The organism is Spirilliplanes yamanashiensis, assembly GCF_016863475.1.
Lineage (GTDB): Bacteria > Actinomycetota > Actinomycetes > Mycobacteriales > Micromonosporaceae > Spirilliplanes > Spirilliplanes yamanashiensis.
In genome coordinates this window covers 107,559-132,849 of the sequence record NZ_BOOY01000022.1, presented here as the reverse complement: position 1 = coordinate 132,849, position 25,291 = coordinate 107,559, and the positions used below count along the sequence as shown (strand labels likewise).

At 74.0% G+C, this 25,291-nt stretch carries 21 protein-coding genes; 13 read left to right on the top strand and 8 right to left on the bottom strand.

Annotated elements, in window-relative coordinates; genetic code table 11:
* Positions 1-42: 42 nt before the first annotated feature.
* Positions 43-2,991: an AfsR/SARP family transcriptional regulator gene (locus tag Sya03_RS15195; RefSeq protein WP_203938933.1), complete on the bottom strand. Its 2,949-nt coding sequence runs from the start codon at positions 2,989-2,991 to the stop codon at positions 43-45.
* 134 nt (positions 2,992-3,125) lie between these two features.
* On the opposite strand from Sya03_RS15195, the gene Sya03_RS15190 reads away from it, so the two are divergent.
* From Sya03_RS15190 to Sya03_RS15180, 3 genes are read left to right on the top strand one after another with little or no spacing between them, the layout of a single operon-like run.
* Positions 3,126-4,145 (top strand): hypothetical protein, encoded by a 1,020-nt coding sequence (locus tag Sya03_RS15190; protein WP_203938932.1) that lies wholly within the window; start codon positions 3,126-3,128, stop codon positions 4,143-4,145.
* Positions 4,146-4,174: 29 nt separating this feature from the next.
* Positions 4,175-4,750 carry a helix-turn-helix domain-containing protein gene (locus tag Sya03_RS15185; protein WP_203938931.1) on the top strand — a complete coding sequence of 192 codons (576 nt, stop codon included), beginning with the start codon at positions 4,175-4,177 and terminating at the stop codon, positions 4,748-4,750.
* On the top strand, positions 4,743-6,005 hold the full coding sequence (locus tag Sya03_RS15180; protein ID WP_275411451.1) for an MFS transporter: 1,263 nt from the start codon (positions 4,743-4,745) through the stop codon (positions 6,003-6,005). The genes Sya03_RS15185 and Sya03_RS15180 overlap by 8 nt, the downstream gene beginning before the upstream one ends.
* Here the strand turns inward: Sya03_RS15180 and Sya03_RS15175 are convergent.
* Together Sya03_RS15175 and Sya03_RS15170 are read right to left on the bottom strand one after the other, a co-directional pair.
* Positions 5,965-6,489: a GNAT family N-acetyltransferase gene (locus Sya03_RS15175; protein ID WP_239107528.1), complete on the bottom strand. Its 525-nt coding sequence runs from the start codon at positions 6,487-6,489 to the stop codon at positions 5,965-5,967. The genes Sya03_RS15180 and Sya03_RS15175 overlap by 41 nt on opposite strands.
* Before the next feature lie 12 nt (positions 6,490-6,501).
* On the bottom strand, positions 6,502-6,768 hold the full coding sequence (locus Sya03_RS15170) for a helix-turn-helix domain-containing protein (protein WP_203938930.1): 267 nt from the start codon (positions 6,766-6,768) through the stop codon (positions 6,502-6,504).
* 74 nt (positions 6,769-6,842) lie between these two features.
* On the opposite strand from Sya03_RS15170, the gene map reads away from it, so the two are divergent.
* Positions 6,843-7,616: a type I methionyl aminopeptidase gene (map, locus tag Sya03_RS15165; protein ID WP_203938929.1), complete on the top strand. Its 774-nt coding sequence runs from the start codon at positions 6,843-6,845 to the stop codon at positions 7,614-7,616.
* 124 nt (positions 7,617-7,740) lie between these two features.
* On the top strand, positions 7,741-8,712 hold the full coding sequence (locus Sya03_RS15160; RefSeq protein WP_203938928.1) for a CAP domain-containing protein: 972 nt from the start codon (positions 7,741-7,743) through the stop codon (positions 8,710-8,712).
* 25 nt (positions 8,713-8,737) lie between these two features.
* Here the strand turns inward: Sya03_RS15160 and Sya03_RS15155 are convergent, their stop codons facing one another.
* A complete protein-coding gene (locus tag Sya03_RS15155) occupies positions 8,738-9,223 on the bottom strand; it encodes an HAD family hydrolase (RefSeq protein WP_239107527.1) in 486 nt (161 codons plus the stop codon).
* 420 nt (positions 9,224-9,643) lie between these two features.
* On the opposite strand from Sya03_RS15155, the gene Sya03_RS15150 reads away from it, so the two are divergent.
* Together Sya03_RS15150 and Sya03_RS15145 are read left to right on the top strand one after the other, a co-directional pair.
* Positions 9,644-10,444, top strand: a complete 801-nt coding sequence (locus tag Sya03_RS15150) for an HAD family hydrolase (RefSeq protein WP_203938927.1) — start codon at positions 9,644-9,646, stop codon at positions 10,442-10,444.
* Between the two features lie 295 nt (positions 10,445-10,739).
* A complete protein-coding gene (locus tag Sya03_RS15145; RefSeq protein WP_203938926.1) occupies positions 10,740-10,937 on the top strand; it encodes a hypothetical protein in 198 nt (65 codons plus the stop codon).
* Here Sya03_RS15145 and Sya03_RS15140 read toward each other — a convergent pair.
* Both Sya03_RS15140 and Sya03_RS15135 read right to left on the bottom strand, forming a co-directional pair.
* The gene (locus Sya03_RS15140) at positions 10,934-11,413 is read right to left on the bottom strand and encodes an SCO5741 family PH domain-containing membrane protein (RefSeq protein ID WP_203938925.1); all 480 of its coding nucleotides are present in this window, start codon (positions 11,411-11,413) and stop codon (positions 10,934-10,936) included. The genes Sya03_RS15145 and Sya03_RS15140 overlap by 4 nt on opposite strands.
* Before the next feature lie 59 nt (positions 11,414-11,472).
* Positions 11,473-12,207 (bottom strand): Fic family protein, encoded by a 735-nt coding sequence (locus Sya03_RS15135; RefSeq protein ID WP_203938962.1) that lies wholly within the window; start codon positions 12,205-12,207, stop codon positions 11,473-11,475.
* Positions 12,208-12,458: 251 nt separating this feature from the next.
* On the opposite strand from Sya03_RS15135, the gene acs reads away from it, so the two are divergent.
* From acs to Sya03_RS15105, 6 genes are all read left to right on the top strand, one after another.
* Positions 12,459-14,420: an acetate--CoA ligase gene (gene acs / locus Sya03_RS15130; protein WP_203938924.1), complete on the top strand. Its 1,962-nt coding sequence runs from the start codon at positions 12,459-12,461 to the stop codon at positions 14,418-14,420.
* A gap of 292 nt (positions 14,421-14,712) precedes the next feature.
* Positions 14,713-17,097 carry an immune inhibitor A domain-containing protein gene (locus Sya03_RS15125; RefSeq protein WP_203938961.1) on the top strand — a complete coding sequence of 795 codons (2,385 nt, stop codon included), beginning with the start codon at positions 14,713-14,715 and terminating at the stop codon, positions 17,095-17,097.
* Between the two features lie 106 nt (positions 17,098-17,203).
* Positions 17,204-17,635, top strand: a complete 432-nt coding sequence (locus tag Sya03_RS15120) for a hypothetical protein (protein ID WP_203938923.1) — start codon at positions 17,204-17,206, stop codon at positions 17,633-17,635.
* A 116-nt stretch (positions 17,636-17,751) separates the two neighbouring features.
* A complete protein-coding gene (locus tag Sya03_RS15115; protein ID WP_203938960.1) occupies positions 17,752-20,145 on the top strand; it encodes an immune inhibitor A domain-containing protein in 2,394 nt (797 codons plus the stop codon).
* Positions 20,146-20,367: 222 nt separating this feature from the next.
* Positions 20,368-20,661: a hypothetical protein gene (locus Sya03_RS15110; RefSeq protein ID WP_203938922.1), complete on the top strand. Its 294-nt coding sequence runs from the start codon at positions 20,368-20,370 to the stop codon at positions 20,659-20,661.
* 36 nt (positions 20,662-20,697) lie between these two features.
* Positions 20,698-21,618 carry an alpha/beta fold hydrolase gene (locus tag Sya03_RS15105; RefSeq protein ID WP_203938921.1) on the top strand — a complete coding sequence of 307 codons (921 nt, stop codon included), beginning with the start codon at positions 20,698-20,700 and terminating at the stop codon, positions 21,616-21,618.
* Here Sya03_RS15105 and Sya03_RS15100 read toward each other — a convergent pair.
* Both Sya03_RS15100 and Sya03_RS31035 read right to left on the bottom strand, forming a co-directional pair.
* Positions 21,615-21,980, bottom strand: a complete 366-nt coding sequence (locus Sya03_RS15100; protein ID WP_203938920.1) for a UCP033725 family protein — start codon at positions 21,978-21,980, stop codon at positions 21,615-21,617. The two genes, Sya03_RS15105 and Sya03_RS15100, sit on opposite strands and share 4 nt — an antisense overlap.
* Entirely contained in the window at positions 21,977-25,180 is a 3,204-nt protein-coding gene (locus Sya03_RS31035) for an SseB family protein (protein WP_306890366.1), read from the bottom strand. Before Sya03_RS31035 ends, Sya03_RS15100 begins: the two co-directional genes overlap by 4 nt.
* Positions 25,181-25,291 lie beyond the last annotated feature (111 nt).

Below are 25,291 nucleotides of genomic sequence, written 5' to 3'. Positions count from 1 at the left end.
CCGAACCCGGCCCACCCACGAACCCGGAGCGGACCCCGAAGATCAGTCGTGCCGCCGCAACTGCCGAGGAATCCCGTCCAGCTGCTGAGGGGTAGGCCCCGTGACGCCGAGACCCGCGAGCATGTCGGCGTAGCGGCGCCGGGCGTCGGCGGCCTTGGCCGGGGTGGCGCTGCGGGCGTACGCGCGCAACAGCACCTGCCACGCCTCGTCGTCGTGCGGGTCGAGGGCGATGCACTGCTCGGCGGCGCGCACCGCCTCGGCGACGTGCCCCTGCGACAGTTCGGCGGTGGCGAGTTCGCGGGCGACGCGGGTGGCGTCGTTGCGGAACTCCTCGCGGGCCTCGACCGCCCAGTCCGCCGGGCCCTCCTCGGGCAGCAGGTCGCCGCCGTACGCGGCCAGCGCGGCCCGCATGGCGTCGACCTCGGCGGCGAAGGTGCCGCCGCGGCGCATCTGCTGCCAGCGTTGCACGGCCTCGGTGAAGGCGGCGGTGTCGGCGTACGCGCCGGGCGGCAGGACCAGGCCGTAGGCGTCGCCGGAGCGGACGAGCAGCTGGGCCTTGCCGCGGCCGCTGGCGGGTTCGAGCAGGCCGCGCAGGGCGGAGATGGTGACCTGGAGGTTGCGGGTGGCGGCGGCGGGCGCGAGGTCGGACCAGAGCGCCTCGATGAGCACCTCGCGGTGCACGTACCGGCCGGCCCGCATGGCCAGCAGGCGCAGGGCGCTGCGGGCGCGGGGGCGCACCGCGGACAGGTCGAGCGGGCGCCCGGCGATCTCCATGCGGAAGCCGCCGAAGCAGTGGATGGTCACCACGGGGGCGGGCTGGGCGACGACCTGCGCCGCGTACGTGGAGTGCCAGAACTGCACCACGGCCGGGGCGAGGCCGGCGGCCTCGGCGCGCACGGCGGCCTCGCGCAGCAGCGACGGGCGGCGCACCGGGTCGGTGACGGACAGGGCGAGGGTGGCGACGACGGCGGCGCCGGGCACCCCGGCCTTCTCGGCGCGTTCGACGGCCTCCCGGGCGAGGGCGGCGGCGCCGGGTTCGCCGCGGCGGGCCTGGCCGAGGGCGATGAACGCCAGCGCCCATTCGGCGATGGCGTCGGCGGCGAGTTCGCGGGCCTCGGCGGCGAGCGCGGTGAGCCGGTCGGGGTCGATGCGCCCGGTGCGGATCTCGGAGATGCTGCCGACGGCGGTGGTGAGCAGGTAGCCCCAGCGGTCGCCGGCGCGGCGGCTCTCGGCGGCGACGGCGTAGGCGTCGGCGGCGCTGTAGGTGCCGCCGCCCAGGGCCCGGCAGGCCAGCGCGAGCCGGGCGACCCAGCCGAGGCCGAGCTGGTCGGCCTCGTCGGCGACGCGTTCCAGGGCGAGGGTGGAGGCGCGGCCGCGGGTGACCTCGATGGCGGTGCGCACCATGTGCAGGCCGAGGACGGCGACGAGCGAGTCGCCGCGGCCCATCCGCGCCTCGCGGGTGTCGCGGGTGATGCCTTCGGGGACGCCGCCGCCGAAGATGCCGGCGACGAGCCGGATGAGTTCGGACTCGGCGGGCGCCAGCTCGGCGTCGCGGATCGACTCGACGGCGTGCGGGCCGACGGCGATGCGCAGCCAGCCGGTCCAGTGCAGTTTCACGCCGCGCGGCGGGCGGGGCGCGACGAGCGCGCCGACGCCGAGCTTCTGCCGGGTGCTGGCCCGGTGCCAGCGGCCCTCGCCGAACAGCCGGGCGGCCCGGTCGAAGTCCTCGTACGAGTCCTGCAGCTGCGCGTCCAGCAGGTGCTGCACGGCCTCGGCGTAGGCGAACCAGGGTTCGTCGCGGCGCAGGTGCTCGGGGACCAGCTCGATGAGTTCGGCGGTGGGCGGCTCGACGGCGGCGCGGCCGTGCTCGGCGAGCAGGAGCTGCAGCTGGGTCCAGTCGCCGGCGCGCGCGAACGCCCGGGCGGCCTCCGGGTACGCCTCCTCGGCCAGCAGCAGCTCGCCGGCCCGCCGGTGCGCCTCGTTGAGCGACGGCCCGCCCAGCCGCTCGGCGTGCAGGGCCTCCAGGAAGCCCCGGAAGGCGGTCTCGTACCGGTACGTGTCGCCGCGTCCGGTCACGGGCAGGGCGTGCACCTGGGCGAGGTCGTCGAGCAGGGCGGGGTCCAGGTCGGACACCTTGGCGCAGCGTTCGGCGGTGAGCCGCTCGTACGGGCAGGTGCGCAGCAGGAAGTCGACGATGTGCGGGGCGACGCCGGCGAGCACGGTGTCGGCGAAGTACTGCCGGAACGCGGGCCACCGGGCGAACGGCGACGCGGCCGCCTTGTACCGGTCGACGAGCGGTCGGCCGCGGGTGGCGAGGTGGAACAGGGCGAGCGCGGCGGGCCAGCCGCCGGTGCGCCGGGTGAGCAGGGCGACGCCGTCGGCGGGCAGCGGCTCGCCGTACACCTCGTCGAGCAGGCGTTCCACCTCCCACCGGCGCAGCCGCAGGTCGTCGGGGCCGACGAGGGCGGTCTCGCCGGCGAGTTCGTGGCGCAGCAGGTTGAGCCGCGGCATGCGCCGGGTGCCGAGGACGAGCTGCACGCCGCGCGGGCGCCGGGCCAGCACGTGGGAGACGACCTGCTCGCCGGGCGTACCGGTGAGCTGGTCGAGGTTGTCGAGGGTGACCAGCAGCCCGCCGGCGCGTTCGGCGGCGGCGGCCATGGCCTCGGTGACGGCGGTGGCGGGGTCGCGGGCGGCGGCGACGGCGGCCCGCGCCTCGGCGCGGTCGGCGGCGTCGTCGCGGCGGGCGTCCGGCCAGCCGGCGGTGTCGGCCTTGGCGCGGCGCGCGGCGGCGCGCACGGCCTCGACGAGGCGCACGGCGGTGTCGCCGTGCGCGGCGTCCATCGCGTCGGCGTGGTACGTCACCACCGGTCCGTCGTGCCGGTGCGCGTACTGGGCGAGCAGCGTCGTCTTCCCGAAGCCCGCCGGTGCCACGACCAGCGCCGGCCGGTCTGTGCCCGTCTGGTCGAGTTGGTCGAACAGACGCGCACGCACCAGGCCCACGTATCCCCTGTCCTGCCCCATCGCCCCAGCCTGAAGGTCTCCTGTGTGCCCGCCCGGGGATAGTAGCGACGGGCGGCCGTTCGGCCCAGGCGTGAAGTCGGCAATGCCGGAAAGGCGTCACAACGATGAACAATTCCGTGTCCAGCGTGGACCCTGCGTGGGGGACCGTCGGGGCGGCGCGGGCCGTCGCCGCGGCCTGGGTGCGCGACCACGCGCGGTCGCTGCCCGGCTACGCGGGGGCGTACGTTACGGGTTCGGCGGCGGGCCGCCCGGACGGCGCGGCGCTGCCCGCGACCTCCGACCTCGACGTCAAGGTGGTCACGGACGCGCCGGGCGGCCCGGGCAAGTTCCGCCACGGCGGCGTGCTGCTCGACGTCAGCCACGTGCCGCTGCCGGCCCCGGCGGCCGCGCTGGCCTCGTACCATCTGGCGCCCTCGCTGCGGGCGGGCGCGATCCTCGACGACCCGCGCGGCGAGCTGCGCGCCCTGCACGCCGCGGTGGCGGCGGGCTTCGCGGCGACCCGCGGCCTGCGCCGCGACGACGCCCTCGCGACGATCGAGCGGCACCTGGCGGGTGCCGCGGCGGACCGGCCGTGGGCGGTGCGCGTGCAGGCGTGGCTGTTCGGCACAGGGGTGACCGCCCACGCGGCGCTCGCGGCGGCGGGCCGCAACCCGACGATCCGCACCCGGTACGCGGCCGCCCGGGAGGTCCTGACCGCGCCGGAGTACGCGGCGCTGCTGCGGCTGCTGGACGGCGGCGACCCGGGCGCGGACCGGGTGCGCGCGCACCTGGCCGCGCTGGCGCCGGTGTTCGACGCCACGGCGGAGGCACTGCGGGCCGGGCCGCCGGCGGCGCCGCTGCCGTTCCTCGCGGACCTGACGGCGGCGGCGCGGCCGGTGGCGATCGACGGCAGCCGGGAGCTGGTGGACGCCGGCCTGCACCGGGAGGCGATGTTCTGGATCGCGGTGACGTTCGCGCGCTGCGCGCAGGCCGGCGGCGGGGCGGCCGGCCCGGCGCTCGCCGCCTGCCTGGCCGACCTGGGGATCCGGTCGGCGGGCGACCTGGCGGCCCGGGTGGCGGCCGTGCGCGCGTTCCTGCCGCGGCTGCGGGCGATCACCGACGACATCCTAAAGACATCTTGCTAAAGCTTTCTTTCTAAAGCATGCTCTAGGGTATGTCCCTGAGCCAGGTGAAGCTGACCGACCCCCGCTCGCTGCGCGCCTACGCGCACCCCCTGCGGATGAGCCTCATCGGCCTGCTGCGCCGCGAGGGCCCTATGACCGCCACCCAGGCGGCCGCCGAGCTGGGCGAGGCCGTCGCCAACTGCTCGTTCCACCTGCGCCAGCTCGCCAAGTACGGCCTCGCCGAGCGCTCCCCCGCCGGCGACGGCCGGGAACGCCCCTGGCGGGCCACCGCCCAGTCCACCAGCTGGGCCGACGACTCCCCCGACCCGGAGATGCGCGCCGCGACCGACCAGCTCAACGCCGTCATCCTGGCCAACTACGTGCGCCGCGCCGAGGAGTACCTGACCCGCCGCGGCGCCGAGCCCACCGAGTGGCGCATGGCCGCCGGCTTCGGCGACCGCGTCCTGCACGTCACCGCCGACGAGCTCATCGAGCTCAACGACCAGATCGACGCGCTGTACGCCCGCTACGACCACCGGCAGACCGACCCGGCCGCCCGGCCCGCCGGCGCCCGCGCCGTGCTCGCCGTCGAGCTGACGTTCCCCGTGGAGGCACCCCGTGACTGACACGCTCACGCCGCCCGGCCGGCGGCGCCTCGTGCCCCGGCTGCTGCGCGAGACCACGTTCCGGCGCTACTGGTCCGCGCAGACCGTCTCGATGTTCGGCGACCAGATCACCCTGCTCGCCATCCCGCTGCTCGCGGTGCTCACGGTCGGCGCCGGCCCCGCCGAGATGGGCTACCTGACGGCCGCCGCGCTCGTCCCCAACCTGGTGTTCTCGCTCATCGCGGGCGCCTGGGTCGACCGGTTCCCGCACAAGCGGCACATCATGATCGCCGCCGACCTGGGCCGCGCCGCCCTGCTGCTGTCGGTGCCGCTGCTCGCCTGGGCCGACCTGCTCACGCTGCCGTACCTGTACGTGTTCGCGTTCGCCGCCGGCACCCTGGCCATGTTCTTCGAGGTGGCGCACAGCAGCCTGTTCGTGTCGCTGGTGCGCCGCCCCGACTACGTCGACGCCAACAGCCTCGTCAACGGCAGCCGGGCCATGTCGTACGTGGCCGGGCCCAGCGTCGGCGGCGTCCTGGTGCAGTGGCTCACCGCCCCGGTCGCGCTGCTCGCCGACGTGCTGTCCTATCTGGCCTCGGCCCTGTTCCTCACCCGCATCAAGCCGGTCGAGCGCCCCGTCGAGACCCGCGAGGGCCTCGGCCTGGGCGCCGGGCTGCGCTTCGTGGTGCGCTCCGCCGTCCTGCGCTCGCTGCTGCTCGGCACCACGACGCTCAACCTCTTCAACTACATCTTCGCCGCGCTGTTCGTGCTGTACGTGACCACCGACCTCGGCGTCACCCCCGGCACCCTGGGCATCATCATCGGCGCGGGCTCCGTCGGCGGCCTGCTCGGCGCGGTCGTCACGAGCCGCGTCGCGCGCCGGTTCGGCATCGGCCCGACGCTGGTCGCCGGGTTCGTCGTCTTCCCGGCCCCGCTGATCCTCGTCCCGCTCGCCGACGGCACGTCCATGCCGGTCGTCCTCACGCTGCTGCTGATCTCGGAGTTCCTGTCCGCGCTCGGCGTGATGATGCTGGACATCACGGCGGGCTCCATCCAGACCGCCGCCACCCCGGACTCCATGCTGGCCCTGGTGCAGGGCGCCAAGCGCACGGTCAACTACGGCATCCGGCCGATCGGCGCCCTGATCGGCGGCGCGCTGGGCACGGCGCTGGGCGTGCTGCCGGCCCTGTGGATCGCCACGATCGGCGCGGTCGCCGGCACGCTGTGGGTGCTGTTCAGCCCGATCGCGACGATGCGCGAGCTGCCGGAGTCCTGACCATCCGGATCTCGCGCACCCCGTCCTCGACCTGCACGGCGCCGTCGGCGACGAACCCGTGCCTGCGGTAGAAGGCCTGGGCGCGCGGATTGGGGTCGGCCACCCACAGCGCCACCGGCTCACCGGGCTCGACGACCGCCGCCAGCAGCGCGGGCCCGGCGCCGGTGCCGTGGTGGGCCGCCAGCACGTAGAGGACGTACAGCTGCCGGGTCCACGTCGCCCCGGCGTCCAGCGGCGGGCCCGACATGGCGACGCCGACCACCTCGCCGTCCCGCTCGGCGACGGCCACCCGGTTCGCCCGGTACCGCTCGTCGGTCAGCGCGGCGGTCCAGAACCGCCGCCGGGCGGCCTCGAAGCCCGGGTCGTCGAGGACGGCGTCCGGCACGACCCCCCGGTACGTCTCCCGCCAGCACCGCACGATCACGGCCGCCATCCGCGCGACGTCGCCGACCCGGGCGGGCCGGACGGTCGGCGGCGGACGCACGGGTGCCGCCCGCTACGACGCCTGGCGGGTGCGCATGTCGGCCAGCCACACGTCGGCCAGGTCGCCGAGCGGGACGTCGAGGGCCTGGCTGAGGCAGACCACCGTGCCGAACGCCGGCGCGGGCAGGCGTCCCGCCTCGATCTTGCGCAGCGTCTCGGGCGAGATGCCCGCCGCCAGGGCGACCTCGACGAGGCTGCGCCCGGCCCGGGCGGCCCGCAGCGCGGTGCCGAGGCGCCGGCCCGCGGCGATCTGCTCGGCGGTCAGTGGTTGGCGCACCATGCGAGCAGGATAGCCCTCCGGGACGTCCGATCCGGCGTGGTATAAAAATACCGCACATGGAGAGGGAGGCTGTCGTGATCGAGCTCAAGAGCGCCGAGGAGATCGGCCGGATGGCCGTGGCCGGCCAGTTCGTCGGCGAGCTGCTCGCCGAGCTGAACGGCCTCGCCGCGGTCGGCGTCAACCTGCTGGACCTCGAACACCACGCGCGGGACCGCATCAAGCAGCGCGGCGCCGAGTCCTGCTACTGGGACTACTCCCCGTCGTTCGGCCGCGGCCCGTTCCGCAACGTGCTGTGCCTGTCGGTCAACGACGCCGTCCTGCACGGGCTGCCGCACGACTACGTCCTGCGCGACGGCGACCTGCTCAGCATCGACATGGCCCTCGGCATCGACGGCTGGGTCGCCGACTCGGCCCTGTCGTTCGTCGTGGGCACCCCGGACCCGGCCGACCTGAAGCTCATCGAGGCCACCGAGGTCGCCCTGGAGGCCGGCATCGCCGCCGCCCAGCCCGGCGGCCGCCTCGACGACGTGTCCGCCGCGATCGGCGCCGTCGCCCACTCCTACGGCTACTCGGTCAACGGCGAGTTCGGCGGCCACGGCATCGGCCGCACCATGCACGAGGCCCCGCACGTCTCCAACGACGGCCGCCCCGGCCGCGGCATGAAACTCACCCCCGGCCTCACCATCGCCATCGAGCCCTGGCTGTGCCAGTCCACCGACAAGATCACGTACGACAAGGACGGCTGGACGATCCGCTCCGCCGACGGCTCGCGCACCGCCCACTCCGAACACACGGTCGCCGTCACGCCCTCCGGCCCGCAGGTGCTGACCCGCCGCCCGGCCTCTTAGGAGTCGCTTAACTTCGATCCCTCAACCGGCCATAAGCCCCACCGGCGGTCTAAGTTCACGCTGCACGTCTCCGCCAGGCGTCTCCCCCACCGGCGCCGTCGACAGCGCGAACTGAGGAATCCCCATGACTGCCACACCCGAGCCCCGGCGCCGCGTGCGGCCCAGAACCCTCGCGATCCTGGTCTGCAGCGCCGTCGTCGGCGCCCTGGGCGTGCTCGGTGTCACCAACGCCATGGCGGCCACCGCCGGCCGCATCACCGGCCTCGCCGGCCAGTGCGTCGACGTGTCCGGCGCCCGCACCGCCAACGGCACGGCCATCCAGCTCTACACCTGCAACGGCACCGGCGCCCAGAACTGGACGGTCGGAAACTCCGACGACAGCATCCGCGCCCTCGGCAAGTGCCTCGACGTGAACCGCAGCGGCACCGCCGACGGCACCCTCGTGCAGCTGTACGACTGCAACGGCACCGGGGCGCAGAAGTGGACCGCCGGCGAGGGCAGCCTGGTCAACCCCCAGTCCGGCAAGTGCCTCGACGCCAGCGGCCACAACTCCGCGAACGGCACCCGCCTGATCATCTGGACCTGCACCGGGGCCGCCAACCAGACGTGGACGCTGCCCGGCGACGGCACCACCCCGCCGCCCCCGCCGCCGACCACGACGCAGCCGCCCACCCAGCCGCCCGTCACCCCGCCGGCCGGCGACGCGGCGGTCATCGCCGAGGTGACCCGCCTGACCAACGCCGAGCGGGCCAAGGCCGACCCCGCCTGCCCGGCGCTGACCGCCGACCCCGGGCTGCAGGCGGCCGCGCAGAAGCACTCCGATTTGCAGGCCGTCCACGACAAGATGTCCCACCGCCTGCCCGGCGAGGCCGACATGGGCGACCGCGTCACCGCGGAGGGCTACCGCTGGAACGGCCTCGCGGAGAACGTCGCCGCCGGATACACCAGCGCGACGAGCGTGGTGGCCGGCTGGATGGGCAGCGCCGGCCACAAGGCCAACATCCTCGAGTGCGACTACGAGGACATCGGGGTCGGCGTGGCGAAGTCGTCCGACGGCACCCTGTACTGGACGCAGGTCTTCGGATCGAGGCCCTGACCCGGCTGCCCGAGGCGCCCGCGGCTCACCGAGCCGCGGGCGCACCACGGCCGCGACGCCGGGCGGCCTCGGCCAGCGCGCCCGCCACGTCCGCCATCGTCGTGACCACCGCGTCGGCGACGGCGAACGGCACGACCTTCCGCGATCGGTTCGCGTGCCCCACGACCCGCACCCCGGCCGCCCGCGCCGCCGCGATGTCGCTCGCCGAGTCCCCGACCAGCACGCAGGCCGCGGCGTCCCCGCCGACGGCCCGCACCGCCGCCAGCACGACCCCCGGGTCGGGCTTCATCAGCTCCGGCCGCGCCCACGGCCGGCCGACGACCGCGCCGACATGCTCGCGCAGGCCGTGCGCCGTCAGGTACGCCTCGATCGCCCCACCGGAGTTGTTGCTGACGACGGCGACCGGCACACCCGCCGCCCGCGCCGCCCGCAGCACGTCGTGACCCCCCGGCGTCGGCGTCGCGGACCGCACGGCCCGCAGTTCGAGCACGCACAGCCGCTCCTCGGCCACGATCGTCAGCTCGGTCCCGCCCGCGGCGCCGGCCCACCGGAGGACCGCCAGCGGGTCCGGCTCCGCGGCGACGTGCCCGGGCGGCTCGGCGCCCGCGGCGCGCAGCCCGTCCGGGCCGGAGTGGGGGACGACCCCCGTCGGGGGGATGACGGGGGTCGTCTGTGAATCCGGCTCCGGGGGGGTCGAGCCGGATTCGCCCGGTGGTCACGGGGGGTGCGACCACCGAGGGCCTCGTGGACACGGCAACGTGAATGCGTGTCGTAACTCAAGCATGCCTGAGCCCATTGCGGACGTCGAGGCCCACGACACGCCGTTCACCACTCTGTGCCCATGAACAGCCACGCAACGCGACCGTTCGGGCAGGTGTCCGCGCAGGTCGCGGGCCGTGTCGCGAGCGTCCTGCGGCTACACTTTCGCGGCGTGGGCCCCAGTGCCGCGTTCTTCGACCTCGACAAGACCGTCATCGCCAAGTCCAGTGCCCTGGCGTTCGGCCGTCCGTTCTACAAGGACGGCCTGATCACCCGGCGCGACGTGGTGAAGTCGGCGTACGCCCAGCTGATGTTCCGGCTGGGTGGCACGGACGAGCAGACGATGGCGCGCACCCGCGACTACCTGGCCGCGCTGTGCCGGGGCTGGCCGGTCGAGCAGGTCAGCCAGATCGTGGCGGAGACCCTGCACGAGCTGATCAACCCGTACGTGTACGCGGAGGCCGCGATCCTGATCGGCGAGCACCAGGCCGCCGGGCGGGACGTGGTGCTGGTGTCGGCGTCCGGCGAGGAGATGGTCCGGCCGATCGGGGTGCTGCTCGGGGTGACGGACGTGATCGCCACGCGGATGGGCATCGTCGACGGGCGGTACTCGGGCGAGGTGGAGTTCTACGCGGCCGGGCCGAACAAGGTCGAGGGCGTCACGGCGATGGCGAAGGAGCGCGGGTACGACCTGCGCGACTGCTACGCGTACTCGGATTCGAGCAGTGACCTGCCGCTGCTGGAGTGCGTGGGGCACCCGACGGCGGTGAACCCGGACCGGCTGTTGCGGCGCACGGCGGTGGAGCAGGGGTGGCCGATCCTGGAGTTCCGGCACCCGGTGCCGGCGGGCCGGCGGCTGCGCGAGAAGCCGGCGGTGCCGATCACGGCGGCGGCGCTGAGCGTGGGCGTGGGGGTCGCGATCGGCATCGCGCTGTACGAGCGGCGGCGCCGCGCGCGGGCCGCCGCGGCGTAGCCCGAAAGTCCCTGTAATACGTCTGACCTGCCCCTATTCGGGGGAAGGGGTGGCGATCACAGGCCGGGGCGGCGTACAAAGTAGGTGCGGGCCCGCGAGCCGGGTCCCGTGCACGGCCACCGGGAACCCACGCGCGACCAGCCACGATATGGCACGGTGCAGCGGGACCTCACGGACTGCTGACACTGCTCACGCCGGCACGCCTGGTAACCCGTCTGGACGCGCAGTCGACGGCGCCCCCACAGCAGGGGCGCCGTCCACGTGTCCGGGGCCCGTGACCGGGTATGTGTCTGCCATGAGCAGCGACGCGCAGCAGAACACGGATGCCGGCAGCAGCACCGACCAACACGTGACGGGGCCGGACGAGACGGGTGTCTTCACCGACGACCAGCGTCCGACGGGTGACACGCCGATCCACGGCAGCAGCAACGCGGGCGTGAACGACACGGCGGCGAACCGGGTGGCGTCGGAGCGGGAGCTGCGGGAGGACTAGGCGGGCTGCGTCGCGGTGACGTGCCGGGTGCGCAGTTCGTGGTAGACGGCCTTGAACACCGACGGGCGGGAGTGGAAGTCGACGCCCTGGGCCCACAGTTCGGTGTTGACGGTGCGGCCGTCGCGGCGCTCGATGAGCACGGTGAGCCCGCTGGGGATGCGGATCGGCCCGAGCCGGTGCTCGGCCCGGTGCAGCCAGATGTGCTGGATGTCGCTCCAGGCGAGGGTGCGGGTGCGCAGCAGGCCGCGGATGCGCACGCCGTGGTCGCTGACGTAGACGCCCATCTCGACGATGCGCCAGGAGCCGACCACCCAGACGGCGGCGAGCGCGGCGGCCAGGACGGTGAGGCCGGTGCCGACGAGGCCGAACATGTCGGCGGTGGTCCAGGCGAGGGCGGCGAGGCTGACGGCCTCCCAGCCGATGACGATCCAGCGTCCGGTGCCGGGTGTGTAGGGCCGGGTCCACGCGGGGCTCACCTGGGCAAGTATGCCCCGGTGTGACCGGAGGAAAGGTACTTTCCAGACATCGACGCGCATCAGACCAGACTGTCCGCCAGCCGGGCGGTCTCGGCGGCGCCCTCCCCGACCGCCGCGGCGCAGTGCCGCAGCCAGGAGCGCAGGCCGTCGGGGGTGCCGGTGGCGAACGCGCCGGCGGCGCCGACGTACTCGGGCTGCCGGGCCAGGTGGCCGGCCTCGACGGCGATGATGCCGCGCGGGTCGAGCCCGCGGCCGACCAGCGTGAGCCGGGCGGCGGCGCGGGCCACGACGCCGACCGGTCCGGCGAAGGGCTTCAGGGTCAGCAGCTCGCCGTGCACGACGGCGGCGAGCAGCAGCGGCGGCACCGTCGTGCCGCCGGCGACGAGGGCGGCGAGCCCGTCCAGCCGCGCGGCGACCGCCGGGCCCGCGGTGGGCCGGCCCAGGGCGTCGTCGGGTACGACCCCGCGGGCGGCCAGCACGTGCAGCTTGGCGAGCACCTGCCGGGGCGCGCGCTCCCACAGTTCCGTCAGGCTCCCGACGGCGCCGGCGACGCGCAGCGCGCCCTGCACGACCGGGTCGGTGACGGTGCCGGCGCGCACCTCCTCGGGGTCGAAGGCATGGCCCTCCAGCGCGGCGCTCGCGACGGCGGCGCGCAGCCCGGCCTCGGCGGCGAGCGGGCCGCCCTGCTTGCGCAGGGCGCGGTGCCGCTGGGTGGCGTCGACGGCGGCGCGGGCGGCGGCCAGGGCGGGCGCGACGTCGGCGAGGTCGAGCAGCGGGGCGAGCGGGTCGGTCACGGTCACCCGGCAACGCTAGCCGCGCCGTCCGGCGAAACGTGTTGGACATCGGGGGGTGCGCAAACGGGCTCGCAACTGGCAGGATTCGCGCAGGAGTCGTCAGTCTCCGCGCACGTCGTACTCACGAAGTCACCGGCTGGCGCGCGACGGACGCCGCCGGTCGCGTGGGCCCGCCCGAAGGCTCGCCCGTGCCCTCCGGCGGAAATAAGCTCCGACACGAGCCGACATCTGCACTTGCGTGAGGAGCCCGCATGAGCGAGACCTTGGAGAACCTGCTGAAGGAGACGCGGACGTTCGAGCCGCCGGCCGAGCTCGCCGCGAACGCGAACGTCACCGCCGACGCCTACGAGGAGGCGGCCGCCGACCGGCTCGCGTTCTGGGAGAAGCAGGCGCAGCGGCTCGACTGGGCGAAGCCGTGGGAGCAGGTCCTCGACTGGAGCAACCCGCCGTTCGCCAAGTGGTTCGTCGGCGGCGAGCTGAACATCGCGTACAACTGCGTCGACCGGCACGTCGCCGCCGGCAAGGGCGACAAGGTGGCCATCCACTGGGTCGGCGAGCCGGGCGACACCCGCGACATCACGTACGCGGAGCTGCTCAAACTCGTCAGCCAGGCGGCCAACACCCTGACCGAGCTGGGCGTCACCGCCGGCGACCGGGTCGCCATCTACCTGCCGATGATCCCCGAGGCCGCCGTCGCCATGCTGGCGTGCGCCCGGGTCGGCGCCACCCACAGCGTCGTCTTCGGCGGGTTCAGCGTCGACGCGCTGTCCAGCCGCATCCAGGACGCGTCGGCGAAGGTCGTCATCACGGCCGACGGCGGCTACCGGCGCGGCAAGCCGTCCGCGCTGAAGCCGACCGTGGACGAGGCCGTCGCCCAGTCGCCGTCGGTGGAGAAGGTGCTCGTCGTGCGCCGCACCGGCGAGGACGTCGCGTGGACGGACAAGGACGTCTGGTGGCACGAGACGGTCGAGCAGGCCGCCGGGACCCACGAGGCGCAGCCGTTCGACGCCGAGCACCCGCTGTTCATCCTGTACACGTCGGGCACCACGGCGAAGCCGAAGGGCATCCTGCACACCACGGGCGGCTACCTGACGCAGACGGCGTACACCCACCACGCAGTGTTCGACCTCAAGCCGGAGACCGACGTCTACTGGTGCACCGCCGACATCGGCTGGGTCACCGGCCACTCGTACATCGTGTACGGACCGCTGGCCAACGGCGCCACCCAGATCATGTACGAGGGCACCCCGGACACCCCGCACAAGGGCCGGTTCTGGGAGATCGTCGACCAGTACAAGGTGACCATCCTCTACACGGCGCCGACGCTGATCCGCACGATGATGAAGTGGGGCGACGACATCCCCGCCAAGTACGACCTGTCGTCGCTGCGCATCCTGGGCTCGGTCGGCGAGCCGATCAACCCCGAGGCGTGGATGTGGTACCGCGAGCACGTCGGCCACGACAACGCCCCCATCGTGGACACCTGGTGGCAGACGGAGACGGGCGCGATGATGATCTCGCCGCTGCCCGGCGTGACCGCCACCAAGCCCGGCTCGGCAATGGGCCCGTTGCCCGGCATCTCGGCGGACGTGGTCGACGACCAGGCCCAGTCGGTGCCGAACGGCGGCGGCGGCTACCTGGTGCTGCGCGAGCCGTGGCCGTCGATGCTGCGCACGATCTGGGGTGACGACCAGCGCTTCATCGACACGTACTGGTCGCGCTTCGAGAACATGTACTTCGCCGGCGACGGGGCGAAGAAGGACGACGACGGCGCGGTGTGGCTGCTCGGCCGCGTCGACGACGTCATGCTCGTCTCGGGTCACAACATCTCCACAACGGAGGTCGAGTCGGCCCTGGTGAGCCACCCGTCGGTGGCCGAGGCGGCGGTGGTCGGCGCGACCGACCCGACGACCGGCCAGGCGATCGTGGCGTTCACCATCCCGCGCGGCACCACCGACATCAGCGGCGACGCCGGCGAGAAGCTGATCCAGGAGCTGCGCAACCACGTGGCGAAGAAGCTCGGTCCGATCGCCAAGCCCCGGCAGATCATGCTGGTGCCGGAGCTGCCGAAGACCCGCTCGGGCAAGATCATGCGGCGCCTGCTGCGCGACGTGGCGGAGAACCGCTCGCTCGGCGACGTGACGACGCTGCAGGACTCCGCGGTCATGGACCTCATCTCGTCCGGCCTGCAGTCGGGCAAGTCGGAGGACTGACGACGGTCGATCCCCCGGGACAGCGCGGCGGGCCCACCCTGTGACAGGGTGGGCCCGCTGTTTCGCGTGGGAGAGGTGTTTCGTCCCCTTCCTGCCTCACCGTCGTTTTTCGTGTGATGGAAAAGCCATAACGCGTCACCGTCAGAAATCAGTTCGGCCAACCGTGTTCCCGACAGGCGATCGACGTGCTTACGTTTGCCGGTGATCCCCCATCGGGATTCACCCCGGTCGACGTCGCCCCACCGTGCGGCTCGGCACCCGTCAACGGAGGTAATTAGTGCGCAAGGTAGTCGTGGGACTGCTGGGCGCGGCCATGGTGTCGACCGTCGGGATCATGCTCCCGACCGTCGCGCAGGCCGCACCGCCGGTCGAGCCGCCGGCAGCCGCCCCTGTCGGGGAGAGGCACTCGGACGAGCTGCCGAACCCGTTCGAGGACAAGCGCCGCGCGCTGCGGCAGGAGGCCATCAACGGCGTCCTGAAGGGCGAGATCAAGGCGCAGGAGCGCAACGGCAGCATGGTCGCCAAGGTCGGCGCCACGCAGGGCGAGGGCCTCACCAGCCGCCGCGTCGCCGCGAAGGGCAAGGACCAGTACGTCGAGCTCGCCCGCGAGCAGACCGACCGGATCTTCGTCATCCTCGCCGAGTTCGGCGACGAGGCGCACCCGGAGTACCCGGACGGCGTCGACGTCGACCCAGCCACGCCCGGCCCGACGCAGTACGACGGTCCCGTGCACAACGCGATCCCGCAGCCGGACCGCACCAAGGACAACACCACGGTGTGGCAGCCCGACTACAACCAGGCCCACTACCAGCAGCTCTACTTCGGTGAGGGCGCCGGCGTCGAGTCCCTGAAGACCTACTACGAGACCCAGTCCTCCGGGCGCTACAGCGTCGAGGGCAAGGTCACCGACTGGGTCAAGGTCAAGTACAACCAGGCGCGCTACGGCCGCGACTGCCCGGGCACCGCGGAGTGCACCGAGGAGACCCTCAGCGACGCGAACATGTGGGCGCTGGTCACCGACGCCGCGACCAAGTGGGTCGAGGAGCAGAAGGCCGCCGGGCGCAGCGACGCCGAGATCAAGGCCGACATGCAGTCCTTCGACCAGTGGGACCGCAACGACTTCGACGGCGACGGCAACTTCAACGAGTCCGACGGCTACATCGACCACTTCCAGATCGTGCACGCGGGTGGCGACCAGTCCGACGGCGACCCGACGTACGGCGAGGACGCCATCTGGGCGCACCGCTGGTACGCGTACTACACCGACGCCGGCCGCACCGGCCCCGCGGGCAACCTGGCCGGCGGCACCCAGATCGGCAACACCGGCATCTGGATCGGCGACTACACGGTGCAGCCGGAGAACGGCGGCCTGAGCGTCTTCGCCCACGAGTACGGCCACGACCTGGGCCTGCCGGACGACTACGACACCTCGGGCGCCGGCCCCAACGCCAACCCCGAGTACTGGACGCTGATGGCGCAGAGCCGGCTCAGCGGCGCGGGCGAGCCCCTCGGCACCCGCCCCGGTGACCTCGGCGCCTGGCAGAAGCTGCAGCTCGGCTGGCTCGACTACGAGATCGTGGTGGCCGGCCAGAAGCGGACCCTGGACATGGGCCCGCAGGAGTACAACACCGCCAAGGCCCAGGGCCTGGTCGTGGTGCTGCCGGACAAGAACGTCGAGCGGCCGCTGGGCGCGCCGTTCGCCGGCACCAAGCAGTACTTCTCCGGCAACGCCAACAACCTCGACACGTCGATGACCCGCGAGTTCGACCTGACCGGCGCCACCGCCGCCCAGCTGTCGCTCAAGGGCCGCTACGCCATCGAGCCGAAGTACGACTTCCTGTACGTCGAGGCGTCCACCGACGCGGGCAAGACCTGGACGAAGCTGAACGGCACCGTCGCCGGCCAGCCCTTCGGCGAGGACGGCAGCAAGTCGCCCGCGATCAGCGGCACCAGCGCCGGCAAGTGGGTCGACATCGCCGTCCCGCTGACCGCGTACGCCGGCCAGAAGCCGCTCGTGCGCTTCCACTACCGCAGCGACGGCGGCCGCAACGACGGCGGCTTCTTCGGCGACGACATCACCGTCACCAAGGACGGCGCGACCGTGCTGACCGACGGCGCCGAGACCGCCACGACCTGGACCCTCGCGGGCTTCACCGTCCAGGGCGCCACGATCACGCGGGCGTACGACCACTTCTACATCGCGGGCAACCGCTCGTTCGTGTCGTACGACAAGTACCTGAAGACCGGCCCGTACAACTTCGGCTGGGCCGCAACCCGCCCGGACTGGGTCGAGCACTTCTCGTACCAGCAGGGTCTGCTGATCTCGTACAACGACACCTCGGTGCCGGACAACAACATCAACGTCCACCCGGGCGAGGGTCGCAACCTGATCATCGACTCGCGGCCGCGTCCGCTGTACAACATCGAGGGCCAGCTGTGGCGTTCGCGCATCTCGATGTACGACGCGCCGTTCAGCCTGCAGAAGGCGGACTCGTTCACCCTGCACATCAACGGCAAGCCCTCGTACATCCGGGGTCAGGCCGCGCAGCCGGTGTTCGACGACACCAAGCAGTTCTTCTACCCGGAGGCCGTCTGGGGCGTGAAGCTGCCGGCCGTCGGCGTGAAGATCGAGGTCCTGAAGCAGAACGGCACCTCGCTGAAGGTGCGGGTCAGCTGACCTGACGTACCACCGCAGCGGCGCCCGGGGAGTCGATCTCCCCGGGCGCCGTCGCGTCCGGCGGAACCGCCGGGCGCTCCGCACCGTCCAAGACCGGGTGGGACACATGACTTCATCGCGTACGACGGCCGCGGCGCTGCTGATCGCCGGCGCGGCCCTGCTGGGCGGCTGTGCGGGGACGACCTCCTCGGACAGCGGCGCGCCGGCTCCGACGCCGTCCGGTGTGCCGACCGGGCCGCCGCCGCCCGCGTCCGCCGACCCGCTGCCGCCGGGGTCCATCCCGAGCGGCATCCCGAAGACGCCGACGGACATCGTGCGCACGGCCGGCTGGATCAACGGCACGGTCACCCGCGGCGGGTCGGGCCCCTGCTACGGCATCACCGACTGGGACGGCGTGCAGTTCGCCGTCTACTCCGACGCCGGTGTGGAGCTGGCCGAGGGCGCCCGGGTGCGGGCCCAGGTGACCCCGGCGACGCTGCGGATCAGCTGCGGCGAGGGCACGCCGGTCGAGGCGTCCGAGATCGACGTACTGCCCTGACCTGCATGCCGGCAATCTGACCTTCCTGAGATGTTCCTCTGCGTCGATCTGATGCCTACGTTGACTGTGGACCCCTCTCCATCCGCCAACGGAGGTAACCAGTGCGCAGAACAGTCGTGGGACTGCTGGGCGCGTCTCTGGTCTGCGCCGGGATCTCGGTCCCGGCAGCGGCCCAGGCGGCGCCCCCGGCGGAACCACCCGCGGCCGGCAAGGCAGCGGCACCCCTCGACGATCTCGTCCACCCGCTGGAGGAGAAGCGGCGGGAGCTGCGCGAGCAGGCCGTCGACGACGTGCTCGCCGGCAAGGCGAAGGTCGAGAAGCGCGGCAAGAGCAACGTCGTCAAGGTCGGCACGACGTTCGGCGCCGGGCAGACCGGGGCGCGGGTCGCGACCGCCGGCAAGAGCCAGTACGTCGAGCTGGGCCGGGAGGCCACCGACCGGATCTTCGTCATCCTCGCGGAGTTCGGCGACGAGCGGCACCCGGACTACCCCGACAAGGACACCCTGCCGAGCAAGGCGGGTCCGGCCCGGTTCGACGGGCCGCTGCACAACCAGATCCCCGAGCCGAACCGCGCGGTGGACAACGCCACCATCTGGCAGCCGGACTACAACCGGGACCACTTCCAGCGCATGTACTTCGGCGAGGGCGAGAACGTCGAGTCGCTGAAGACGTACTACGAGTCGCAGTCGTCGGGCCGCTACAGCGTCGACGGCACGGTCACCGACTGGGTGAAGGTCCGCTACAACGAGGCCCGGTACGGCCGCTCCGGCGACAACCCGGCCGACGCCAACGGCGACGACCCGGCCGTGTGCGCCGACAACGTCTGCAACAACGTCCAGTTCCTGGTGCAGGACGCCGCGAACCAGTGGGTCGCCGACCAGAAGGCCGCCGGCCGCACGGACGCGCAGATCAAGGCCGAGCTGGCCACGTTCGACGTGCAGGACCGGTACGACTTCGACGGCGACGGCAACTTCAACGAGGCCGACGGCTACCTCGACCACTTCCAGATCGTCCACGCCGGCGGCGACGAGTCCGACGGCGACCCGTATCAGGGTGAGGACGCCATCTGGGCGCACCGCTCCTTCGTGTTCCAGACGGACGAGGGCAACACCGGCCCGTCGGGCAACCTGCTCGGCGGCGCGCAGGTCGGCAACACCGGGTTCTGGATCGGCGACTACACCATGCAGCCGGAGAACGGCGGCCTGAGCGTCTTCGCCCACGAGTACGGCCACGACCTGGGCCTGCCGGACGACTACGACACCGCGGGCGCCGGCAGCGTCAACAACGGCCACTGGACGCTGATGGCGCAGAGCCGGCTCAGCGGCGCGGGCGAGCCCATCGGCACCCGCCCCGGCGACCTCGGCGCCTGGAACAAGATGCAGCTCGGCTGGCTCGACTACGAGATCGTCGTGGCCGGGCAGCAGCGCACGCTGCGCCTCGGGCCACAGGAGTACACGTCGGACGACGCCCAGGCCGTGGTGGTCGTGCTGCCCGCGCAGACGATCACCGACCAGCTCGGGGCGCCGTTCGCCGGCACCCGGCAGTACTGGTCCGGCAACGCCAACGACCTGCGCAGCAGCATGACCCGGCAGGTCGACCTCACCGGCAAGGCCGCGGCGGCGCTGACCGCCAAGGTCCGCTACAACATCGAGGCCGACTACGACTACCTGTACGTGCAGGCGTCGGCGAACGGCCAGGCGCCGTGGACCACTCTGGACGGCACGGTCAACGGCCAGCCGTTCCCGCGTGACGGCAGCGGCGCCCCGGCGCTGACCGGCGACACCGCCGGCGCGTGGGTCGACCTGAACGTGCCGCTGAACGCGTACGCCGGCGCGCCGGTGCACCTGCGGTTCCTCTACCGCACCGACGGCGCGGTCACCTCGGGCGGCTTCTTCGCCGACGACATCGCGGTGACGGCCGACGGCCAGACCCTGTTCACCGACGGGGCCGAGGGCGCGAGCACGTTCACGCTGAACGGGTTCACGCAGGTCGGCGCCTCGCGCACCGCCCAGTACGCGCACCGATACATCGCCGGCTACCGCACCTACCAGTCGTACGACCGCTACCTGCGGACCGGCCCGTACGTCTTCGGGTACGGCGCCGCGAAGCCGCGGTGGGTGGACCACTACCCGTACCAGGACGGTCTGCTGATCTCCTACAACAACACCTACTGGACGGACAACAACACGAGCGAGCACCCCGGCCAGGGGCGCAACCTCATCATCGACGCCAACGCGCGGCCGCTGTACAACCTGGCGGGCACCCGCTGGGGCGGCCAGGTGCAGGTGTACGACGCGCCGTTCTCCCTGGAGAAGTCCGACTCGTTCACGCTGCACGTCAACGGCCAGCCCTCGTACGTCCGGGGCCAGGCCGCGCAGCCGCTGTTCGACGACACGAAGCAGTTCTTCTACGAGGACGGCCCGCTGTACGGGGTCAAGCTCCCCGCCGTGGGCGTGAAGATCCGCGTCCTCAGCGCCGACGGCGACACCATGCGCATCCGGATCTCCTGATCCGCACCGCGTGACCGGCGGCGCCCGGGGCCATCGTGGCCTCGGGCGCCGTCGTCTTCGGAACCGGAGGGGGCCCCGGTGCGTCCCATCGATGTGCGCCTTCTCGCGTGTTCCGGTGTCCTGACCGTGCTGGCCGTAGCCGGCTGCGCCGCTCCGGCACCCACGTCCCCGACGCCGGCCCCCTCCGCCGGGGCGCCGTCCGCCGGGGTGCCCTCTGCCGGGGTGCCATCCCCCGCCGCCTCGCCCGCCGGGGAGCCGGCGTCGGCGCCGCCCATCGGCTTCACCGACCTGCAGAAGCGGCCCGGCTGGGTCGTCGGCACCGTCACCCGCGGCGGCGACGGCCCCTGCTACGGCTTCCTCACCGAGGCCGGCGAGACCCTCGCCCTGCACTCCCCCGACGGCCTCACCCTGCGCCAGGGCGCCACCGTGCGCATCCAGGTGATGTCACCCAGCCACCGGATCGCGTGCGGCGAGGGCACCCCGATGGCCCTGCGGGCAGTGGAGCCGGTGGGCTGAGGCCGACGCGGGCGCCAGGGGCCTAGGCTGTCCGGCATGAGTGGCCAGGTGGACGAGGCGCGCGTGCTGGTGGAGGGTCCGTGGACCCACCGGTTCGTCAACGCCAACGGCAGCCGGTTCCACGTCGTCGAGACCGGCACCGGCCCCCTGGTGCTGTTCCTGCACGGCTTCCCCGAGTTCTGGTGGGCGTGGCACGACATCCTGCCCCGCGTCGCGGACGCCGGCTTCCGCGCCGTCGCCGTCGACCTGCGCGGCTACGGCGCCAGCGACAAACCGCCCCGCGGCTACGACGGCTACACCCTCGCCGCCGACGTCACCGGCCTCACCCGCGCCCTCGGCGAACGCTCCGCCATGATCGTCGGCACCGGCGCCGGCGGCATGATCGGCTGGACCGCCGCCGCCTTCCACCCCAAGATGGTCCGCCGGCTCGTCGTGCTCGGCGCCGCCCACCCGCTGCGGCTGCGCGCCGCCCTGTTCGCCGACCCGCGCGGCCAGGTCGCCGCCGCCGCCGGCACCCTGCGCTTCCAGGTGCCCCGGTACGAGCACCAGCTCACCCGGGACAACGCGGCCGCCGTCGGCCAGCTGCTGCGCCGCTGGGCCGGGCCCGGCTGGGCGCTCACCAGCGAGTTCGAGGACTACGAGGCGCGCTGCCGCGAAGCCATGCAGATCCCGCAGGCCGCGTTCTGCGCCCTGGAGTCGTACCGGTGGGCGTTCCGGTCCGCGCTGCGGCTGCACGGGTACCGGTTCGTCAAGCTCATGCAGCAGCCGCTCGTCACGCCCACCCTGCAACTGCACGGCAGCGTCGACACCGCAGTGCTACCCCGCACCGCGCAGGGCTCCGGCCGCTACGTCATCGCCCCGTACGAGTGGCGGGCCGTCGAGGGCGCCGGCCACTTCGTGCACCTCGAACGCCCCGAGTTCGTCACCGGGGAGATCCTGCGCTGGCTGAAGAGCTAGACCTTGTGCTCGTGCAGGTCGGTGACCTCGGCCACCGGCGCCCAGCCCTGATACACCCCGAAGTCGAACTCCTCCAGGCCCAGCGCCTTCGCCACCGGCGCCCGGCCGCCCGTGTACTCCACCCGCAGCCACGAGTCGTGCTGCGCCAGCACCACGAACGGCTGGCCGCGCCACTGGCACGTCGTGCGCACGTACGCGAACGCCTCCAGGTCGCCCGCGGGCACCGCGCGCACGTACCGGCCCGGGCGCACCTCCTCGAAGCCGTCCTGCGGCTCCTGGGCGTACAGGCGGACCTCGTCACCCTCGGGGCTCGCGTCGAACTCCCGGCCCCGCCACAGGGCCACGAAACCGTCCCGCATCACTGCTCACCGATCCGGCGCCAGCGCGGCGCGTCCGCGTCGAGGATCGCCACCATCGTCTCGCGGCCGTCCGCGTCCATCCGCCACAGCTGCGCGCCGTGCGGCAGGCGGATGCTGTCCACCTTGAACTCGGCGATCACGTCGTCGCTGTCGGACGGCGCGAAACCGTTGCCTCGGAACGGCGGCCGCTCGATCACCCAGCCGTCCATCGCCCGCATCGCCTGCTCGTTCGGCCCGCCGTACGGGATGCGGTACAGGTTCGGCCGGTGCGCCTGCCACCGCAGCACGAACGCCTCCTTGGCGTCCGCCTCGTACGGCGAACCCGGGAACACCAGGCCCAGCGCCGCCAGCAACGCCCCCGGCGTGCGCAGGTGCTCCACCTCGGACGCCCGGTGCACGAACCCGGCGACCCGGTCGTACCCGCGGTCCAGCAGATAGTCCACGTGGTCCGGCGGCACCGTCTTCTGCATCATCGGCACGGCCGCCGGCGGGGTCCGGCGCACCTGCGCCGCGGGCAGCGGCTGCGGCTCCCCGCCCAGCCCCTGCTCGGCCGCCCAGCTCGCCAGCGCCACCACCTGCGGTCCCGGCAGCGTCGCCCCGACCGGCGTACCCGGATTGACCGCGAACGACCACGACGGGTCCGGCCAGTCCCGGATCAGCTCCGCGAACTGCACACCCCGCGTGGGCGTGCCGCCCGGGTACCGCTCACCCAGCCGCGTCGGCGACGTGAACACCACCAGGTACGGCTCCCCGTCGATGTCCTCCGTCCGGTACCGCCCGTCCTCCCGGACCGGCGCCAGCACCGTGGCCAGCAGCAACGTCGACAGGAAGTCGTCGGTGCTCCCCCGCCCGGCGGCGTCGAGCAGGTCGGCCTCGGCGGCGTTGGACGCGGCGAAGTCGGCGTCGGGGGCCTGCCCACCCCCACCCGGCAGCCCGAAGGTGCCGGAGACGGCGTTCCAGGCGGGTTCCTCGGCGGCGGCACGGGGGTAGGCGCCGGACGGCGCGTTCCACGCGGGCGGGCTCGCCGGCGGTGGGGTGTGCGGCGGGGTCTGCGGCGGGCCGGCCTGGTGGGGCGGCGTGGGGTAGCCGCCCGTCGCGCTGCCGCCGGCCGTCGCTGCGCCGCCGGCCGTCGCTGCGCCACCGGCCGTCGCTGCGCCGCCAGCCGTCGCTGCGCCACCGGGCTGGGTGCTGCTGCCCATCGCCGTGCTGCCGGGCGTCTGGGTGCTGCCACCACTCTTCGCGGTGCTGCCGGGGGCGGGTGGCGGGATGGTGGGGCGGGTGGCCGGGGCCGGGATGACGGGGATCATCGGCGGGCGAGCAGCCGCCGGTGGCTGCCCCTGCCCAGGACCGGGCTGGGGCGCGCCACTGGGAACGCTGCCCGAGGTCTGGCCGGGCTGGCGCCGCGGCAGCCCGGCGGGCCCCTCGCCCGCCGCGGTACTGCCGGCAAGGCCCTGGTGGCCCGAGGCCGGACCGCTGGAGTCCTGGTCGGCACGTCCTCCGAAGCCGGTGCCGCCCTGACCGAACTGACCACCCTGGCCGGGCTGACCACTCTGGCCGGGCTGGCCGCCCTGACCAGGCTGACCACCTTGGCCGGGCTGGCCGCCCTGAACGGGTGCGGCCTGCATGGGGGCGGCGTGGCCGTGGGTGGCCTGGCCCCCGTAGCCCTCGCCGGGGCCGGTCTGGCCGGTCTGGCCGGTCGCCGCCGGGCTCGCCGGGGTCGGGCCCGTCGCGCCCGGACCCATCGCGGTCTGGCCGGTCGCGGTGAGACCCGCCGCCTGGCCCGTCGTGCTCTGTCCGTGGGCGGTCTGATCCGCCGCGGCGTTCCCCAGGGCGGTCTGGCCGCCCGTCGGGCGGCCCTCGGCCTGGCTCTCCGCGGCCCAGCCCTCGCCAGCCCGGCCCGGGCCGGCCTGGCCCGGCTCGCCCGGTCGGGCCTGGCCCGGGGTGTTGCGTCCGGCGCCGGCGAAGGCCTGCGCCACGGCGCTGCGGCCCGCCGCGCCCTGGGCGGGTCCTGCGGTCGCGGTCTGGCCGGCGGCTGCGGCCTGGTCGCCGCCCTCCTGTTCGAGGGCGGCCTGGCGGCGGGCGGCCTCGGCCATGGAGGCGGGGCGCTCCGACGGCGGGGTGACCGGGCGGCGCGGGAGGGGGCTGATGGCGGGTGCGTCGTCGTTGCCGCCGGGCGGGGCCACGGGCGGCGCGGACACCCGCGGCGGGAAGCCGGGGGCGTCGCCGGCCGGGGTCCCGGGCACCGCGGGCGGCGGCGGGGCCGCGGCGGGCACGCCGGCACCGGCGGGTGCGGCGGAGACGGGGGCGTCGGCGCGGGCGGCGGCCGGGTCCGGCGCGGCCGTCGCGCCGGACGTCGCCGGGGCGGCGGCCGGCGTGGCCCAGGGACCGCGGTCCGCGGCGGGCTCGGCCTCGGGGGTGGCGGGCCCGGCGCCGATCTCGGCGGCGGGCGCCCACGGCGTCGAGACGCGCGGCGGGGGCTGGTCGGCGGCGGTGCGGCCGGCGCCCGACGCCCACGGCGTGGCGCCGGCCTCGCGGGTGGCCCAGATGCTGCCGCCGCTCGACGGGGCGGGGTCGCCCGTCGGCTGGGTGACCGGGCGGCGCGGCAGGCCGCTCGATGTCATCCCTGCGGGTGACGCCGGGGCCGGCTCGCGGGCCGGGAACGCGGAGTCTCCCGGCGGCGCCGCCGGGCTGGACGCGGCGGGCAGTGGGCCGCCGGGCACCGGGCGCGCCGGGGGCACGTCGGGCCGGGTCGACGCGGCGGGGACGGCGGCCGTCGCGCTCTGCGCCGGGGCGGGTGCGGCGGGGCCGCGGGTGGGCAGGCGGAAGTCGCCGCGCGCGGACTGGGCGACGAACCACGCCGGCAGGTACCCCTCGATGGGCAGGCCGGGGTTGACGGCGAGCCACCACTCGAGGTTCGGCCAGGTGGCGGCCAGGTCGCGGTACGCGACGCGGCGGGCGGAGCCGGCGTGCTCGGCGAGGCACGCCTGCAGGGCGGGCGCCGACGTGAACGCGAGCACGTGCGTGCGACCGCCGGTGGTCCAGGTGCCCCAGCCGAGCGGCGCGCGCCCGGCGACGGCGTCGGTGGAGACGGGGAGGAGGAGTTCGACGTCGGCCAGGATCCTGAAGTAGGACTCCTGGTCATCGGAGCGCAAAGCCTCGCGCATCGCTGTCTCGGCTTCGGTAACCGGTTCCCACTCGGCCACGTCCACCTCCCTTCGCGGGCGTGTCACCCCACACGCAACGCGTACAACCTACAAGGTCAGACGTCGATCACAATGGTCACGGGTAGGCGGACCACCAAGACGGTCGCGCGC

Excerpts from the sequence above, each read along its gene's own strand:
- Sya03_RS15190 (WP_203938932.1), top strand. The coding sequence starts at position 3,126 with ATGAACAATTCCGTGTCCAGCGTGGACCCTGCGTGGGGGACCGTCGGG.
- Sya03_RS15185 (WP_203938931.1), top strand. The coding sequence starts at position 4,175 with ATGTCCCTGAGCCAGGTGAAGCTGACCGACCCCCGCTCGCTGCGCGCC.
- Sya03_RS15170 (WP_203938930.1), bottom strand. The coding sequence starts at position 6,768 with ATGGTGCGCCAACCACTGACCGCCGAGCAGATCGCCGCGGGCCGGCGC.
- Sya03_RS15160 (WP_203938928.1), top strand. The coding sequence starts at position 7,741 with ATGACTGCCACACCCGAGCCCCGGCGCCGCGTGCGGCCCAGAACCCTC.
- Sya03_RS15145 (WP_203938926.1), top strand. The coding sequence starts at position 10,740 with ATGAGCAGCGACGCGCAGCAGAACACGGATGCCGGCAGCAGCACCGAC.
- acs (WP_203938924.1), top strand. The coding sequence starts at position 12,459 with ATGAGCGAGACCTTGGAGAACCTGCTGAAGGAGACGCGGACGTTCGAG.
- Sya03_RS15120 (WP_203938923.1), top strand. The coding sequence starts at position 17,204 with ATGACTTCATCGCGTACGACGGCCGCGGCGCTGCTGATCGCCGGCGCG.
- Sya03_RS15105 (WP_203938921.1), top strand. The coding sequence starts at position 20,698 with ATGAGTGGCCAGGTGGACGAGGCGCGCGTGCTGGTGGAGGGTCCGTGG.